Annotated in this window: 15 protein-coding genes and 1 tRNA gene; 11 read left to right on the plus strand and 5 right to left on the minus strand. The window is 65.6% G+C overall.

Features of this window, described 5'->3' with window-relative positions:
* Positions 1–7: 7 nt before the first annotated feature.
* Complete coding sequence (locus CLN94_RS02870; protein WP_096430948.1) at positions 8–604, plus strand: rhodanese-like domain-containing protein; 597 nt, start codon at positions 8–10, stop codon at positions 602–604.
* 18 nt (positions 605–622) lie between these two features.
* Here CLN94_RS02870 and CLN94_RS02875 read toward each other — a convergent pair whose 3' ends face one another.
* Entirely contained in the window at positions 623–1,225 is a 603-nt protein-coding gene (locus CLN94_RS02875) for a Crp/Fnr family transcriptional regulator (protein WP_179300214.1), read from the minus strand.
* Positions 1,226–1,427: 202 nt separating this feature from the next.
* On the minus strand, positions 1,428–3,608 hold the full coding sequence (gene uvrB / locus CLN94_RS02880; protein ID WP_096430952.1) for an excinuclease ABC subunit UvrB: 2,181 nt from the start codon (positions 3,606–3,608) through the stop codon (positions 1,428–1,430).
* Between the two features lie 363 nt (positions 3,609–3,971).
* Between uvrB and CLN94_RS02885 the strand changes: the two genes are divergently transcribed.
* The 4 genes from CLN94_RS02885 to CLN94_RS02900 all read left to right on the plus strand — a co-directional run bounded on the left by CLN94_RS02885 (position 3,972) and on the right by CLN94_RS02900 (position 6,054).
* On the plus strand, positions 3,972–4,283 hold the full coding sequence (locus tag CLN94_RS02885) for an ETC complex I subunit (protein ID WP_096430954.1): 312 nt from the start codon (positions 3,972–3,974) through the stop codon (positions 4,281–4,283).
* A 79-nt stretch (positions 4,284–4,362) separates the two neighbouring features.
* Positions 4,363–4,830, plus strand: coding sequence for a GNAT family N-acetyltransferase (locus tag CLN94_RS02890; protein ID WP_096430956.1), 468 nt, complete (start codon positions 4,363–4,365; stop codon positions 4,828–4,830).
* Positions 4,831–4,891: 61 nt separating this feature from the next.
* A tRNA-Arg gene (locus CLN94_RS02895) sits at positions 4,892–4,968 on the plus strand.
* 99 nt (positions 4,969–5,067) lie between these two features.
* Positions 5,068–6,054 (plus strand): type I glyceraldehyde-3-phosphate dehydrogenase, encoded by a 987-nt coding sequence (locus tag CLN94_RS02900; protein ID WP_096430958.1) that lies wholly within the window; start codon positions 5,068–5,070, stop codon positions 6,052–6,054.
* 69 nt (positions 6,055–6,123) lie between these two features.
* Here CLN94_RS02900 and CLN94_RS02905 read toward each other — a convergent pair whose 3' ends face one another.
* The gene (locus tag CLN94_RS02905; RefSeq protein ID WP_096430960.1) at positions 6,124–6,900 is read right to left on the minus strand and encodes a Bax inhibitor-1/YccA family protein; all 777 of its coding nucleotides are present in this window, start codon (positions 6,898–6,900) and stop codon (positions 6,124–6,126) included.
* A 117-nt stretch (positions 6,901–7,017) separates the two neighbouring features.
* Entirely contained in the window at positions 7,018–7,980 is a 963-nt protein-coding gene (locus CLN94_RS02910) for an NADPH:quinone oxidoreductase family protein (RefSeq protein WP_096430962.1), read from the minus strand.
* A 378-nt stretch (positions 7,981–8,358) separates the two neighbouring features.
* On the opposite strand from CLN94_RS02910, the gene CLN94_RS02915 reads away from it, so the two are divergent.
* From CLN94_RS02915 to CLN94_RS02925, 3 genes are all read left to right on the plus strand, one after another.
* Positions 8,359–8,721 (plus strand): helix-turn-helix domain-containing protein, encoded by a 363-nt coding sequence (locus CLN94_RS02915; protein ID WP_096430964.1) that lies wholly within the window; start codon positions 8,359–8,361, stop codon positions 8,719–8,721.
* 78 nt (positions 8,722–8,799) lie between these two features.
* On the plus strand, positions 8,800–9,615 hold the full coding sequence (gene hisN, locus CLN94_RS02920) for a histidinol-phosphatase (RefSeq protein ID WP_096430966.1): 816 nt from the start codon (positions 8,800–8,802) through the stop codon (positions 9,613–9,615).
* Positions 9,616–9,624: 9 nt separating this feature from the next.
* Complete coding sequence (locus CLN94_RS02925; protein WP_096430968.1) at positions 9,625–10,962, plus strand: 8-oxoguanine deaminase; 1,338 nt, start codon at positions 9,625–9,627, stop codon at positions 10,960–10,962.
* Here the strand turns inward: CLN94_RS02925 and guaD are convergent, their stop codons facing one another.
* The gene (gene guaD, locus CLN94_RS02930) at positions 10,963–12,249 is read right to left on the minus strand and encodes a guanine deaminase (RefSeq protein ID WP_096430970.1); all 1,287 of its coding nucleotides are present in this window, start codon (positions 12,247–12,249) and stop codon (positions 10,963–10,965) included.
* 186 nt (positions 12,250–12,435) lie between these two features.
* Between guaD and mgtE the strand changes: the two genes are divergently transcribed.
* From mgtE to CLN94_RS02945, 3 genes are all read left to right on the plus strand, one after another.
* Entirely contained in the window at positions 12,436–13,821 is a 1,386-nt protein-coding gene (gene mgtE / locus CLN94_RS02935; RefSeq protein ID WP_096430972.1) for a magnesium transporter, read from the plus strand.
* Positions 13,818–14,360, plus strand: a complete 543-nt coding sequence (locus tag CLN94_RS02940) for a 5-formyltetrahydrofolate cyclo-ligase (RefSeq protein ID WP_096430974.1) — start codon at positions 13,818–13,820, stop codon at positions 14,358–14,360. Before mgtE ends, CLN94_RS02940 begins: the two co-directional genes overlap by 4 nt.
* Positions 14,361–14,459: 99 nt before the next feature.
* A complete protein-coding gene (locus CLN94_RS02945) occupies positions 14,460–15,275 on the plus strand; it encodes a TIGR00282 family metallophosphoesterase (RefSeq protein ID WP_096430976.1) in 816 nt (271 codons plus the stop codon).
* Positions 15,276–15,304: the final 29 nt, after the last annotated feature.

Consider the following 15,304-nt stretch of genomic DNA (forward strand, 5'->3'; position numbering starts at 1 on the left):
GACCTTTATGAAAAACCTAGCATTTCTGATGGCGCTTGGCGCCGGGCTCGCGGCGCCCGCCTTTGCCGAAAGCGTCAATATCCGACCCGATATCGCCTCGGTCACCGTGCAGACCGCCGATGGCCCGGCCGAGATTTCGCGCATTCAGGATACCGCCAACGAACTGAGCGGCGAATGGGCGCGCACTTCGCGGCCCTGCCCGAATTTCTGCATCCAGCCGATGAACCCGGCACCCGGCGTCACCACCATCGGTGAGCTGGAACTGCTTGAGTTCCTCTCGACCGGCTCGGGAACCGTGATCGACAGCCGCGTCGTGCCCGATTACGAGGGCGGCACGATCCCCGGCGCGATCTCGATGCCCTATACCGAAATGGCCGACCGCCTGCATGAGCTGGGCTGCGAACCCGATTTCGAGGGCTATGAATGCCCCGCCGACGTCAAGCCGGTCGCGCTGTTCTGCAACGGCCCGTGGTGCGGGCAGTCGCCCACCGCGATCCGCCGCATCATCGAGGCCGGCTTTCCGGCGGACCGGATTTACTACTATCGCGGGGGGATGCAGGTCTGGCGCATGCTCGGCCTGAGCGTCAGCGATCCGAAAAGCTGATCGAAAAAGCGTGGCGGCTTACCGGGCCGCCATGCGCCGTTCGACTGCGCGCGAGGCGATCAACTCATCGAGCGCGCCCTGATCGGTGATTTCCAGCCCGCCATCGACCGCCACCACGCCATGCTGGCGCAGCTTGGCCAGCGCGCGCGACAGGCTTTCGGGCTTGATGCCCAGATAAGCCGCCATCAGCACCTTTTCATAGGGCAGGGTCACGAACAGGTGGTTCCCTTTCGGGCGCGCATGATAGCGCAGGAAGGCCGCCACGCGCTGAATGCCCGACTGGCATTTCAGGGCTTCGATCTGGTCCGATAGCGCGTCGATCTGCTCGAAGCTGTGGCTGAGCAGGATCGCCCCGAAGGCGGGGTCGTCGTTCAGGACCTGGCGCAGCGCGTCGGCGGGGATTTCCAGCAGAAGGCATTCCGAGGCCGCGTCCGCGCCATACTGATGGTCGCCCCGGCGCAGCACGTCGGCAAAGGCAAAGGCCTCGCCACGGGTATGCATGCGCAAGACCGCCTCATCGCCCGAATCGAGAATGCGATAGAGTTTCACCCAGCCGTTCATCACGACAAAACAGCTGCGCGCAGGCGTCTGGTGCAGGAAGATCCCCTCACCACGCTCCATCCGGCGAATCCGGCTACGCTCCACGAGAAATTCGCGGGTCTCAAGTTTGGCTTGTGATAAAATCGGGCACTGAATATTCGCTGCGATCAAAGACGGCTGCATTTTGCGACTCCCCCAGATGTCGGGGGGACGTTAGCGATCACACCCTGCGGTGCTTTGACGCAGATCAAAAAACAGGCAGAATGAAGACGCTGACATGGCGTCACTTCTTCCGTTTCTTGAAGCCGCCACGCTGCCCCGGCCGCCCCGCGGTTGAACGCCCGCGCACTGCCACCGCCGCCTCGGTCGCAGCCTCGACGGCGGACTGGCGCGCCAGCGGATCGTCGGCCACGGCCAGTTCCACCGCCTCCAGGCGCTTGATCTCATCGCGCAGCCGGGCGGCTTCCTCGAATTCGAGGTCTTCCGCCGCCTTGCGCATTTTCAACCGAAGCTCCTCCAGATGGGCCGCGAGATTGGCGCCGGGTTTCACATTTTCAACCTGCGCCGTCACGCGCGCCATGTCCGTGTCGCCCTGCCAGAGCCCGGCCAGAACGTCCTCGACATTCTTCTTCACGGTCTGCGGGGTGATCCCATGCTCGGTGTTATAGGCGATCTGCTTGGCGCGGCGGCGGTTGGTCTCGCCGATCGCGCGATCCATCGAGCCGGTGATGCGGTCAGCATACATGATGACCCGGCCCTCGGAGTTGCGCGCGGCCCGCCCGATCGTCTGGATCAGCGAGGTTTCCGAGCGCAGGAATCCCTCCTTGTCCGCATCCAGAATCGCCACCAGCCCGCATTCGGGAATGTCGAGCCCCTCGCGCAAGAGGTTGATCCCGATCAGCACGTCAAACGCGCCCAGCCGCAGATCGCGCAGGATCTCGATCCGTTCGATAGTGTCGATATCCGAGTGCATGTAGCGCACGCGGATGCCCTGTTCATGCAGATATTCGGTCAGGTCTTCGGCCATGCGCTTGGTCAGCGTGGTGACCAGCACCCGCAGCCCGCGCGCCGCCACCTGGCGGATTTCGTCGAGCAGATCATCGACCTGGGTTTCGACCGGGCGAATCTCGACCTCGGGGTCCAGAAGCCCGGTGGGGCGGATCACCTGCTCGGCAAAGACGCCGCCGGCCTGCTCCATCTCCCAGGCGGCGGGGGTGGCCGAGACAAAGACCGACTGCGGCCGCATCGCGTCCCATTCCTCGAACTTCAGCGGGCGGTTGTCGGTGCAGGACGGCAGGCGGAACCCGTGCTCGGCCAGCGTCGATTTGCGCCGGTAGTCGCCCCGGTACATGCCGCCGATCTGCGGCACGGTGACGTGGGATTCGTCGGCGAAAACGATGGCATGGTCGGGGATGAATTCGAACAGGGTCGGCGGCGGCTCACCGGGCGCGCGCCCCGTCAGGTAGCGCGAATAATTCTCGATCCCGTTGCAGACGCCGGTCGCCTCAAGCATCTCGAGGTCGAAATTCGTGCGTTGTTCGAGCCGCTGCGCCTCCAGCAGTTTACCTTCGTCCTGCATCCGTTTCAGGGTCTGCGCCAGTTCCACGCGAATACCCTTGATCGCCTGTTGCAGCGTCGGGCGCGGCGTCACGTAATGGCTGTTGGCATAGATGCGGATCTGCTCGAACGTATCGGTTTTCTGCCCGGTCAGCGGGTCGAATTCGATAATCGCTTCAAGCTCTTCGCCAAAGAAGCTAAAGCGCCAGGCGCGGTCTTCGAGGTGCGCGGGCCAGAGGTCGACCGTGTCGCCCTTGACCCGGAAGCTGCCGCGCCCGAAGGCCGCGTCGAGCCGCTTGTATTGCTGCGCGACCAGCTCGGCGAGAAACTTGCGCTGCTCGATCAGGTCGCCCACGGTCAGGTCCTGCGTCATCGCCGAATAGGTCTCGACCGAGCCGATACCGTAGATGCAGCTGACCGAGGCGACGATGATCACGTCGTCGCGCTCCAGCAGCGCCCGCGTCGCCGAGTGGCGCATGCGGTCGATCTGCTCGTTGATCTGCGATTCCTTCTCGATATAGGTGTCGGTGCGCGGCACATAGGCCTCGGGCTGGTAGTAATCGTAGTAGCTGACGAAATACTCGACCGAGTTATCCGGGAAGAACCCCTTGAATTCGCCGTACAATTGCGCGGCCAGCGTCTTGTTGGGCGCAAGGATGATCGCCGGGCGCTGGGTTTCCTCGATGACCTTGGCCATGGTGAAGGTCTTGCCGGTGCCGGTCGCCCCCAGGAGCACCTGGTTGCGTTCGCCTTCGCGCACGCCCGCCGAAAGCTCTGCGATGGCGGCAGGCTGGTCGCCGGCGGCGGAAAATTCGGTCTTCATCACGAATCGCTTCCCGCCCTCAAGCTTGGGGCGGGTCAGCACCGCGGGGCGCTGCATCGGCAGGTTCGTGGTGTTGTGGGGCATCGGGCGCACCTTTCGTTGCCGCTATACTTGATCTCTTTTCGTTCTCTTTCAAGGGGTTGCGGCAGAGGTTAATCGCGGGTGAATCTATCGTCTCAATTTTATCAATTAAATCAGTGTGATCTGACGTGTTTTGGTTGTGGCTTGGCGGATTTGTTCGCATTCTGTTCGGGCAAGCAGCATAGGGCTGCCGGCTGACGCACCCACCCCACCCCTCGCTCCCCCAAGTCAGCCGGCAGCCAGCGCTGCGGGTCGCCTGCGGTCCGCTGTGCTCTTGCGGCCCCGGCTGCGGCAAATTGGCCAATCCGGGCTTGCGCTTTTGGGCTGATCCAGTAGAAAAAGGCGAGAAATTCAGGAGGGAAGCCCATGCGCGCGCGCATCTACCAACCGGCCCGCAACGCGATGCAATCCGGTCAGGCCAAGACCAAGCTCTGGTATCTGGATTTCGTCCAGGCCGACGCGCGCGAGATTGACCCGCTGATGGGCTGGACCAGCTCGGACGACACGCAGTCGCAGGTGCGCCTCAAGTTCGAAAGCCGCGAGGCTGCCGAGGCCTATGCCAAGGAAAACGGCCTCGATTACGTCGTGACCGAGGGCCACAAGCGCGCCGCCAACATCCGCCCGATGGGCTATGGCGAAAACTTCGCCTCGGGCCGCCGCGCGAACTGGACGCACTGAGCTCGCACCGCAAGGGCGCGACACGTGGGGGCCTTCGGGCCCCCTTTTCAATTTCCGGGCGCGGGCGTAGCCTGCGGGCATGATTACGATCACGCTTGAACATCCCGTACAAGAAAACTTGGCGCTGCTGCATCAGCGGCACACGGCCGACATGCATGCCGATACGCCGCCCGAGTCGATCCACATGCTGCCGGCTTCGGCGCTGGCGGCGCCCGGCATCCGGTTCTATGTGATGCGCGAAGAGGGTCGCGCGATCGGCATGGGCGCGCTCAAGCAACTGTCGGGCCCGCATGCCGAGATCAAGTCGATGCATGTGCTCCTTGAGGTGCGCGGGCGAGGCCTCGCGCGGGTGATGCTCGATCATCTGATCTCTGAGGCCCGCGCGCTGGGGCTTGAACGGCTCAGCTTGGAAACCGGGGCGCAGGCCTCGTTCCTTGCCGCGCGCAGGCTCTATGAAACGGCGGGGTTCAGCTATTGCGACCCGTTCGAGGGCTACCGCCCAGACCCGATGTCGGCCTTCATGACGATCGAATTGGCGCCGCAATAGCGCCCGCGCCATTGCGGAGGCCTTGCACGCGCGCGCGCCTTGCCGCAAAAGAACCCCGTGCGGTCCCGTAGCTCAACTGGATAGAGCAGCTGACTTCTAATCAGCAGGTTCGGGGTTCGAGTCCTCGCGGGATCGCCACGCCCCTCTCGTAACGGTGACAATCGCGCGCTTTTCCCGGCGCGTCCGGGCGCGTAGAAGGGCGCAAGGACGGCCCCGGATTTCGGGCAGGAGGCGGCAATGCGCGTGTTCATCAACGGTTTGGGGCGGATCGGTCGCTCGGTGCTGCGTGCGGCGCTGGCCGAGCGGGCGCCTGGCGGGCCGCGTTGGCCGGGCCTTGAGATCGTCGGGTTGAACGACATCGCCGCGCCCGAGATGTGCGCCTATCTCTTTGAATATGACAGCGTGTTCGGGCCCTGGAAGGGCTCGGTCGAGCAGGAAGACGGCGCGCTGGTCATCGACGGGCTGCGCCTGCCGCTCCATCGCACGCCCGATATCTCGACGCTGGATCTGACGGGCGTCGATCTGGTGATGGAGTGCACGGGCCATGCCGAGACCGCCGAAGCGGCGGGGCGGGGCCTGCGCGCGGGTGCTGCGCGTGTGCTGATTTCCGGGCCGTCGAAGGCCGCCGAATTCACGCTGGTGCTGGGCGCCAATGACGCGCGGCTGGGCGATCAGCGGATCATTTCGAACGCGAGCTGCACGACCAATGCGCTGGCGCCGCTGGCCAAGCTGCTCGATGCGGAATTCGGGATCGTCTCGGGGACGATGACGACGATCCATTGTTACACGGGCAGCCAGCCCACGGTGGACGCGCCCGCGGCCGATTTCGCCCGCTCGCGCGCGGCGGCGCTGTCGATGGTGCCGACGACGACCTCGGCGGGGCGGTTGCTGGACCGGGTACTGCCCGAGCTGGAAGGCCGGATCATCGCGCAGGCGGTGCGGGTGCCGACGGCCAGCGTCTCGGCGGTGGATCTGGCGGTGATGCTGGAACGCCCGGCGGACGAGGCCACGATCAATGCGGCGCTTGCGGCGGCGGGTGGGGTGGTCGGCGTGACCGAGCGGCCCCTTGTCTCGACCGACCTGCGCCAGCGCCCCGAAAGCGTCATCATGGCTTTGCCCGAAACGCGGGTGGCGCGCGGCGGCCTCGTGCGGGTCTTTGGTTGGTATGACAATGAGTGGGGGTTCTCGAACCGGATGCTCGATGTCGCCTGCAAGCTGCGCTAGGCACCCCGCGTCCCCGCATGAAAAAGCCCCGCACGATGGCGGGGCTTTTTGTTTTGCTATCTCAGCCGATCACTCGCGATTGCCGAGGAAGTGCAGCAGGAACATGAACATGTTCAGGAAGTCGAGATAGAGGTTCAGCGCCCCCATGATCGCCGCCTTACCAAGGAACTCCTGGTCCGAATTCGCCAGCTGCAGGTAGACCAGCTTGATCTTCTGCGTGTCATAGGCGGTGAGGCCCGCGAAGATCAGCACGCCGATCACCGAGATCGCGAATTGCAGCGCCGAGGAGGCGAGGAAGATGTTGACCAGAGAGGCCACGATCAGGCCGACGAGGCCCATGATCAGGAACGAACCCATCCCCGTCAGGTCGCGCTTGGTGGTGTAGCCGTAAAGCGAGAGCGCGGCGAAGGCGATCGCGGTCACCAGGAAGGTCTGCGCGATCGAGGTGCCGGTGAACACCAGGAAGATCGACGAGATCGAGGCCCCGACCAGCGCCGAATAGAGCCAGAAGACGCCCTGCGCGGCTTGCAGGCTGAGGCGGTTGATCATTGCGCCGAAGGCGAACACGACCAGAAGCGGGGCGAACATCAGCACCCATTTCAGCGGCGAGGTATAGATCAGCGCGCCGAACTGGGTCAGGTATTTGTCGGTCCCGATCTGGGCGACGGCCTGTGCGGCGTCGGTGGTCATGGCCATATTGGCCAGAACCCAAGCCACGGCGCCGGTGATCAGCATCGCCACCGACATCAGGCCATAGACCTTGTTCATATAGGCGCGCAGGCCCTCGTCGATTGCCGCGCTCCGGGCACCGGCCTGGGTGCGGTGAAGCGTGTCAAATTCTGCCATTGTTCACTCCATTGGTCTGAAGGCGGTCCCTGATCCGCCCCTTGGGAAAGGATATTGGCAGGCGGGGGGCGCATTTCAAGCGTCTGAGACCGATTTTCCGCCTGCTTCACGAGGTTATCAGCGCGTCAGCACCACGACCTTGCCGGTCGAGCGCCGCGTGCGCAGCATGTCGAGCGCTTCGGGCGTCTCCTCAAGCGGGAATTCGCCCGAGATATGGGGCTTCAGGCCGCCCTCTGTGAACCAGTCGAAGAGGCTCTGCATCGAGCCGGTCAGCACGGCCGGATCGAGATCGAGATAGCCGCCCCAGTACAGCCCGTGGATTTCGAGGTTCTTGACCAGCGCGTGGTTCAGTTTCAGCCGGGGCTGGCTGCCCGAGGCAAAGCCGATCACCAAAAACCGCCCGCCACGTTTCAACGCCGCAAAGGCCGCTTCGGCCGCCGCGCCGCCGATCGCATCATAGATCACATCCGCGCCGCCCTCGGCCTTGATCGCGGCTTTCAGGTCCGGCGTTTCCGCGTCGATCAGGACATCGGCGCCCGCCGCTTCCGCGATCCGCAGCTTGTCGGCCCCGCGCGCCACCGCAATCACCCGCGCGCCCATCCGCTTGCCGATCTCGACCGCGGTCAGCCCGACGCCGCCTGCGGCCCCCAGCACCACCAGCGTCTCGCCCGGCGCAAGCCGCCCGCGCGTCTCAAGCGCCACATGCGAGGTGCCATAGGCGATCTGGAACGCGGCGGCCTCGGCAAAGCTCATCGCGTCCGGCATCGGCGTGCAGCGGCTTTCCGCGAAATTCCCCGCCTCGGCCAGCCCGCCCTGACCGGCAAACACCGCAACGCGGGTGCCCGGCGCGATTGTCGTGCCGGGGCCGGCGGCGATTACCGTGCCGGCCAGCTCCATCCCCATCACGAAGGGGGCAGGAGGCGTGTCCTGATATTTGCCCTCGATCATCAGAAGATCCGCGAAATTCAGCCCGCAGGCCGCGATCTCGACGCTCAGCTCGCCGGTGCCCGGCGCGGGCGGCGCGGGCAGATCGGTCAGTCGGGGGGCGGTGCCGGATTCGGCGATCTGGAAAGCGCGCATCGGGCGTCCTTTCGGGCTGCTGGATCGTGGGTGCCGCGATGCGGCGCGCGCAGGATAAGAACTGCGACGGCGGAGGGGAAGGGGGTGGTGGAGCGCCGGGCGTATTCACCCATAGGGCGAATCATGTCCGGAAAGCCCGTTGCGAGATCGACAAGTTGCCCCAACGACAGATGCAAAATGCATTGCAAAATGCAAAACACGCAGAAGGCGAACTATCTAAAAGGTTAGGCCTCCTCATGCTTGCATCTCACGGCTTCGTGAAGAGGCCGCCGCAGAGCCCGATCCGGCCTGTCTTTTTGGACAGGTCTGTGCGGATCGCGCGCTCGGATCCCGGATAAGCCTGCTAGTTTGACTGAAAGATTTAACGAGGATGAGTTCATGAAGCACCCTGTGGATGTCCATGTCGGCAAGCGGATCCGTCACCGTCGCTGGATGATTGGCGTGACGCAGCAACAACTTGCTGACAAGGTCGGGATCAAATTCCAGCAGATCCAGAAATACGAAACCGGGATGAACCGGGTTTCCGCTTCCCGTCTGTGGGACATTGCCGATGCGCTGGGTGTGCCGGTGGCCTTCTTCTTCGAAGGTCTCGCGGGTGAGGCCAAAACGCAACGTGAGGTTGCGGGGGACATTCTCTCGGACAAGGAAGCGCTGGCGCTCCTGCGCTCGTATTACGCGATTCCCGAGGCGCAGCGCCGCCGTCTGTTCGAGCTTGCCAAGGTTCTGTCGGACGCCGCCTGAGGCTTCGATGCGGCTCTCGGGCTTGACCCGATGCAGGGGGGCGGGCTACCGCTCCCCTTGTTCATTTCGGAGGCACCGATGTCCGAGACCCCGGCGCAGGCCGCGCAATTCCTGGCTCTGGCCCATGCGCTGGCCGATCTGGCGCGCAAGGAAACCCTCGCGGCGTTTCGGCCGGCGGGTGGAATTTCCGCCGATAACAAGCGGGCCGAGGGCTTCGACCCGGTAACGGCGGCCGATCGCGCCGCCGAGGCCGCGATGCGCGCCCTGATCGAGGCCGAACGCCCCGAGGACGGCATCCATGGCGAGGAATTCGGCATCAAGCGCGGCAGCAGCGGGCTGACCTGGGTGCTTGACCCGATCGACGGCACGCGCGGCTATATGTCGGGCACGCCGACCTGGGGCGTGCTGATTGCGCTCGCGCGTGAAGAGGCCGACGGCCCGGGCGCGCCGCTTCTGGGTGTGATCGACCAACCCTATATCGGCGAGCGGTTCTGGGGCGGCTTTGGCGCGGCCGGGTCGCTTGGCCCGCTGGGCGAGCGCCCCCTCGCCACGCGCCCCGCACGCAAATTGTCGGAGGCCACGCTATTCTCGACCTTCCCCGAGGTGGGCACCTCCGCCGAGGGCGCGGCCTTCGCGCGGCTCTCGCAGGTGGCACGGCTGACGCGCTACGGCATGGACTGCTATGCCTACGCGCTGGTTGCCGCCGGTCAGATCGACCTCGTCGTCGAGGCCGGGCTGCAGGCCTATGATGTCGCGGCCCCGATCGCGGTGATCGAGGCGGCGGGTGGCCTCGTGACCGACTGGCAAGGCGGTCCGGCCCATCGCGGCGGGCAGGTGATTGCCGCCGCGAACCGGGACATTCACGCCGAGGCAATTGCGCTTCTGAACGGCTGAGGGCACAACATGAGCGAAACGCTGATCCGTCGCGCCGAGGTTCTGGTCACGATGGATGGCGCTCGGCGCGAGCTGCGCGGCGCCGACCTGCTGATCCGAGATGGCGTGATCGTGGCTTTGGGCGAGGGGCTGGAAACCACCGGCGAAACGGTCGAGGCTAGAGGCTGCGTGGTGACGCCGGGTCTCGTGAACACCCATCACCATCTTTATCAGACGCTTACGCGCGCGGTGCCGGGCGGGCAGGATGCGCTCCTGTTCGGCTGGCTGAAGACGCTTTACCCGATCTGGTCGCGGATGGGGCCCGAAGAGATGCGCGTCTCGGCGCAGATCGGGCTGGCGGAGCTGGCGCTGACCGGCTGCACGCTCAGCTCGGATCACCTGTATCTCTACCCGAACGGCGTGCGGCTTGAGGATACGATCGAGGCCGCGGCCGAGCTGGGCCTGCGGTTTCACCCCACGCGCGGCGCGATGAGCATCGGCGAAAGCGCGGGTGGGTTGCCGCCCGACAGCCTCGTCGAGCGCGAGGCCGCCATTCTCGACGATTGCATCCGGGTGATCGACGCCTTCCACGATCCGAACGAAGGTTCGATGTGCCGGGTTGGCGTGGCGCCTTGCTCGCCCTTTTCGGTCAGCCGAGAGCTGATGCGCGACGCGGCATTGCTGGCGCGCGACAAGGGCGTGATGCTGCACACCCATCTGGCCGAGAATGACGAGGATATCGCCTATTCGCTGGCGCAGTTCGGCTGCCGCCCGGGTCAATATGCCGAAGATCTCGGCTGGACCGGCGCGGATGTCTGGCATGCCCATTGCGTCAAGCTCGATTGTTCGGAAATTGAACTTTTTGCCCGGTCTCTGACTGGCGTTGCCCATTGCCCGTGTTCGAATTGTCGCCTTGGCTCGGGGATCGCCCCGGTCCGTCAGATGCGAGATGCAGGCGTTCGGGTGGCCTTGGGGGTCGATGGATCGGCCAGCAATGACGCGGGCTCGCTGATTGCCGAGTCGCGGATGGCGATGCTGTTGCAACGGGTGCAGAACGGCGCCGATGCGATGGCCGTGCGCGAGGCGCTGGAGATTGCCACGCTCGGGGGCGCGCAGGTTCTGGGGCGGCCCGATTGCGGCACGCTCGAGCCCGGAAAACGCGCCGATATCGCGATCTGGGATGTCTCTGGGCTTGAGGCGGCAGGGGCCTGGGACCCGGTCGCGGCGCTTCTGCTCTGTGGCCCGCCGAAGGTCAAACATCTCTTCGTCGAGGGCCGCCAGATCGTGCGCGACGGGCAGATCACCACGCTCGATCTGCCGCGCCTGATCGAGGCGCAAACGCGGCTCGCGCGCCAACTGGCGGGCTGATCAGCGCGCCTTGCGCCCGCCGATCCAGACGCTGGTCACGGCGCGGTCGTCGCCCATCATGATCGTCGGGAAAATCGCCTCCCAGATATCCTCGGCGCGGGCGGCGCGCTGGGCGATCGCGGGCGTCGAGGCGAGGTCGATCACCACCAGATCCGCCTCCATCCCCGGCGCGAGATTGCCGACCTTGTCCTCGATCCGCAGGGCGCGCGCCGAGGCGCCCGTCGCCAGCCACCACAGCGCCGCCGGATGCAGCGGATGGTGGTTGAGCTGCGCGATCTCATAGGCGGCGGCCATCGTGCGCAGCATCGAAAAGCTCGACCCTCCGCCGGTGTCGGTCGCGAGCCCCACCACAGCACCCGCCGCCACCAGCCCGGCCATGTCGAACAGCCCCGAGCCGATGAAGGTGTTCGAGGTCGGGCAATGCGCCAGCGCGGCGCCGGTCTCCAGAATCCGCGCCCGCTCGCGCGGCTCCAGATGGATCGCATGGCCAAACACCGCGCGTTCGCCCATCAGCCCGTGGGTTTCGTAGATGTCGAGGTAGTCGCGCGCCTGCGGATAAAGCGACTTCACCCATGCGATCTCATCGACCTGCTCGCTCAGATGGGTCTGCATCAGGCAGTCGGGCTGCTCGGCCCAGAGCGCCCCCAGCGCCGAAAGCTGCGCGGGCGTCGAGGTCGGCGCAAAGCGCGGCGTCAGCACATAGCCCAGCCGATCGACCCCGTGCCAGCGCCCGATCAGCGCCTTCGACTGGTCATAGGCGGCCTGAGCGGTGTCGCGCAGCCCCTCGGGGGCGGTGTCGCGATCCATGCAGGTCTTGCCCGCCAGCGCCCGCATTCCGCGCGCCTGCGCCTCGGTGAAAAACGCGTCCACGCTCTCGGGATGGATCGTGCAATAGCTGCACATCGAGGTCGTGCCATGCGCGATCGCAAGGTCGAAATAGCGCGCGGCGATCTCATTGGCATGGGCCGGATCGGCAAAGCGCATCTCTTCGGGGAAGGTGTAATGGTTGAGCCAGTCGATCAGCCGCTTGCCCCAGCTCGCGATGATCGCGGTCTGCGGATAATGGACATGCGCGTCGATGAATCCCGCCGAAATCAGCCCCGCGCCATAGTCATGCACGCGCGCCTGCGGATGGGCCGCGCGCAGCGCCTCGGCCTCGCCGACGGCAGTGATGCGCCCGTCGGCCAGCGCCACCGCGCCGCGCCGGATATGGCGCGCCGCCGCTGGCCCTTCGATCAGCGGATCTCCTGTGAAATAAAGGACTTGGCCCAGAAGCAGGTCGTGCATGGTCAGATCTCCTGCCGGTCATGCTAGGGGGCGGGCGCGGCAAGGTAAATCGAATTCCCGCCCGGTGCCGCGACGCCATCCCAAGGCGGCTCTTTTTGCGGCATTTTTCCCCCGCGCCCCTGTTTTTCCGCAACGGGCCGGGTTAAGGTCCGCGCGCAGCGGGGGCGGCAGCAGGGACAGGGGCGTATGGCGGAAGAGCGGGCAGAAGAGTTCGAGCGCGAGGAGGACGATTATCGCCTCGACGCCGATCTCGTCGACGAGATTCTCGAGGCTGCCGAACAGGACGAAGCCGAGCGCGTGAAAACGCTGCTCGAGCCGCTCCATGCCGCCGATATCGCCGACATGCTCGAACAGGTTTCGGGCCACGAGCGGCGCGCGATTCTGCGGCTCTGGGGCGATGAGATCGACGGCGAGGTGCTCTCGGAGATCGACGAGGGGATTCGCGAAAAGGTCATCTCGGAACTGCCCGCCGACGTTCTGGCCGACGCCGTGCGCGAACTGGATTCGGATGACGTCGTCGACCTGATCGAAGACCTCGAAGAGCCGCAGCAAGAGGCGATCCTCGACGCGCTCGACGAAAGCGACCGGGCCGCGGTCGAGCAATCGCTGACCTATCCCGAATATTCGGCCGGCCGTCTGATGCAGCGCGAGGTCGTCACCGCGCCCGAGCATTGGTCGGTGGGCGAAACCATTGATTTCCTGCGCCGCGCCGAGTGGCTGCCCGATCAGTTCTACCACGTGATCCTTGTCGACCCCGGCCATCACCCGATCGGCTATGTCACGCTCGGGCGGCTGTTGTCGGCCACGCGCGCCACCGCGCTCTCCGAGATAGCCGAAGACAGCTTCCGCACCATTTCGGCCTGGCAGGAAGAGGCCGACGTTGCCTATGCCTTCAACCAGTATCACCTGATCTCGGCGCCGGTCGTCGATGATCACGACCGGCTGGTCGGCGTGATCACCATCGACGACGCAATGTCGGTGCTCGATGACGAGCACGAAGAAGACATCCTGCGCCTCGCCGGTGTGGGCGATGAATCCGCGATCACCGACACCGTGCTGGAAACCGTGCGCCAGCGCTTGCCATGGCTTTTCGTCAACCTGCTGACCGCGATCCTCGCCTCGGGCGTGATCGCGATGTTCGAGGGCACGATCGAACGGCTTGTGGCGCTTGCCGTGCTGATGCCGATCGTGGCCTCGATGGGCGGCAACGCGGGCACGCAGACGCTGACCGTCGCGGTGCGCGCGCTGGCCACGCGCGACCTGACCGAAAGCAACGTCTGGCGGGTCGTCCGGCGTGAACTCCTGGTGGGGGCGGTGAACGGGATGGCCTTTGCCCTGGCGATGGGCATCGTCGCCTGGATCTGGTTCGGTGCGGCAAATCTCGGACTTGTCATTGCCATCGCGATGGTCATCAACTTGATCATGGCTGCCCTGGCCGGGATCGTGATCCCGCTGGGGCTTGAGAAACTCGGAGCGGACCCGGCGCTGGCGTCGGGCACCTTCGTGACCACCGTGACCGACGTGGTTGGCTTCTTTGCCTTCCTCGGACTTGCCGGGATGATCCTGCTATGAAGAAACAAGAGGCCCGACTGACCGCCCTGAAAGCCCGCGAGGCGGCCCATGCCGATCCGGCGGCCAGCGCGCGCGCGAATGACTGGCTGGCGACGATGCTCGCCCATCACGCCGGGCAGCGGCTTGCCTTCTACATGCCGATCCGCACCGAGCTTGATCCGCGCCCGGCGGTCGAAACCCATGACGGCCCGCTCTGCCTGCCCGTTGTGCGCCATTCCGGCGAGCCGCTGGTGTTTCGCCACTGGCAGCCCGGCGCCGCGATGGTGCAGGGCGAGTTTGGCATCCAGGTCCCGGTCTCGGCGCTGGAAATGCGCCCCGAAGTGATCATCGTGCCGATGCTGGCGTTTGACCGGCGCGGCTACCGGCTGGGCTATGGCGGCGGCTTCTATGACCGCACGCTCGAGGCCCTGCGCGCGCAAGGCCCGGTCACCGCGATCGGTTTCGCCTTTTCGGCTCAGGAACTGCCACATGTGCCGACCGAACCCACCGATCAGAAGCTCGACCTGATCGTCACCGAAATCGGCATCCTACAGCCCTGAGCCAAGGGGGCTCTGCCCTCGGCCGCGCCGAGGGGGGCAGCGCCCCCTTTTCCCGCTTTGGGCTTGCACCCGCGGCGGGGAGGGGGCTAAGTCAGCGCCATGAAGATCCTGTTTCTTGGCGATGTGATGGGGCGCGCGGGGCGCGCGGCGGTGGCAGAGCGTCTGCCCGGGCTGCGCGAGGCGTGGAAGCTCGATTTCGTGGTGGTCAATGGCGAGAATGCCTCGAATGGCATGGGCCTGACCGGCGAGCATGCAAAGCTCCTGCTCGACGCGGGGGCCGATGTGGTGACGCTGGGCGATCATGCCTTCGACCAGAAGGACATGCTGCGCTTCATCGAGACCGAGCCGCGCGTGATCCGGCCGCTCAATTTCGCGAAAGACGCCCCGGGCAAGGGTGCGCGGCTGTTTGAAGACCGGCGCGGGCGCAAGGTGCTGGTGGCGCAGGTTCTGGGCCAGGTGTTCATGAAGCGTCCCTTCGACGACCCGTTCTCGGCGGTCGATCAGGTGCTGCGCGCGCATCCGCTGGGCGGGCTGGCGCAGGCGGTGGTGCTGGATATGCATTGCGAGGCGACCTCGGAAAAGAACGCGATGGGCCATTGGTGCGACGGCCGCGCGAGCATGGTCGTGGGCACGCATACCCATGTGCCGACGGGCGACGCGCAGATCCTTGAAGGCGGCACCGCCTATCTGACCGATGCCGGCATGTGCGGCGATTACAACTCGATCATCGGGATGGAAAAGGGCGAGCCGATGCGCCGCTTCATCACCGGCATGGCGCGTGATCGCTTTACGCCCGCCAATGGCGAGGCGACGCTGTCGGGGTTTTACATCGAGACCGACGACCGCACCGGGCGCGCGACGCGGGCCTTGCCGGTGCGCGTCGGCGGACGGTTGCAGCCCTCGGGGCCGGTCTGAGCGATCTGCGCTCTTGCGCGAGGCGGGGC

The sequence above is a fragment of the Pseudothioclava arenosa genome (genome assembly GCF_002358085.1).
GTDB lineage: Bacteria > Pseudomonadota > Alphaproteobacteria > Rhodobacterales > Rhodobacteraceae > Pseudothioclava > Pseudothioclava arenosa.

Coding starts and splice junctions, on each gene's coding strand:
- CLN94_RS02870 (WP_096430948.1), top strand. CDS start 8: ATGAAAAACCTAGCATTTCTGATGGCGCTTGGCGCCGGGCTCGCGGCG.
- CLN94_RS02875 (WP_179300214.1), bottom strand. CDS start 1,225: ATGGAGCGTGGTGAGGGGATCTTCCTGCACCAGACGCCTGCGCGCAGC.
- uvrB (WP_096430952.1), bottom strand. CDS start 3,608: ATGCCCCACAACACCACGAACCTGCCGATGCAGCGCCCCGCGGTGCTG.
- CLN94_RS02885 (WP_096430954.1), top strand. CDS start 3,972: ATGCGCGCGCGCATCTACCAACCGGCCCGCAACGCGATGCAATCCGGT.
- CLN94_RS02890 (WP_096430956.1), top strand. CDS start 4,363: ATGATTACGATCACGCTTGAACATCCCGTACAAGAAAACTTGGCGCTG.
- CLN94_RS02900 (WP_096430958.1), top strand. CDS start 5,068: ATGCGCGTGTTCATCAACGGTTTGGGGCGGATCGGTCGCTCGGTGCTG.
- CLN94_RS02905 (WP_096430960.1), bottom strand. CDS start 6,900: ATGGCAGAATTTGACACGCTTCACCGCACCCAGGCCGGTGCCCGGAGC.
- CLN94_RS02910 (WP_096430962.1), bottom strand. CDS start 7,980: ATGCGCGCTTTCCAGATCGCCGAATCCGGCACCGCCCCCCGACTGACC.
- CLN94_RS02915 (WP_096430964.1), top strand. CDS start 8,359: ATGAAGCACCCTGTGGATGTCCATGTCGGCAAGCGGATCCGTCACCGT.
- hisN (WP_096430966.1), top strand. CDS start 8,800: ATGTCCGAGACCCCGGCGCAGGCCGCGCAATTCCTGGCTCTGGCCCAT.
- CLN94_RS02925 (WP_096430968.1), top strand. CDS start 9,625: ATGAGCGAAACGCTGATCCGTCGCGCCGAGGTTCTGGTCACGATGGAT.
- guaD (WP_096430970.1), bottom strand. CDS start 12,249: ATGCACGACCTGCTTCTGGGCCAAGTCCTTTATTTCACAGGAGATCCG.
- mgtE (WP_096430972.1), top strand. CDS start 12,436: ATGGCGGAAGAGCGGGCAGAAGAGTTCGAGCGCGAGGAGGACGATTAT.
- CLN94_RS02940 (WP_096430974.1), top strand. CDS start 13,818: ATGAAGAAACAAGAGGCCCGACTGACCGCCCTGAAAGCCCGCGAGGCG.
- CLN94_RS02945 (WP_096430976.1), top strand. CDS start 14,460: ATGAAGATCCTGTTTCTTGGCGATGTGATGGGGCGCGCGGGGCGCGCG.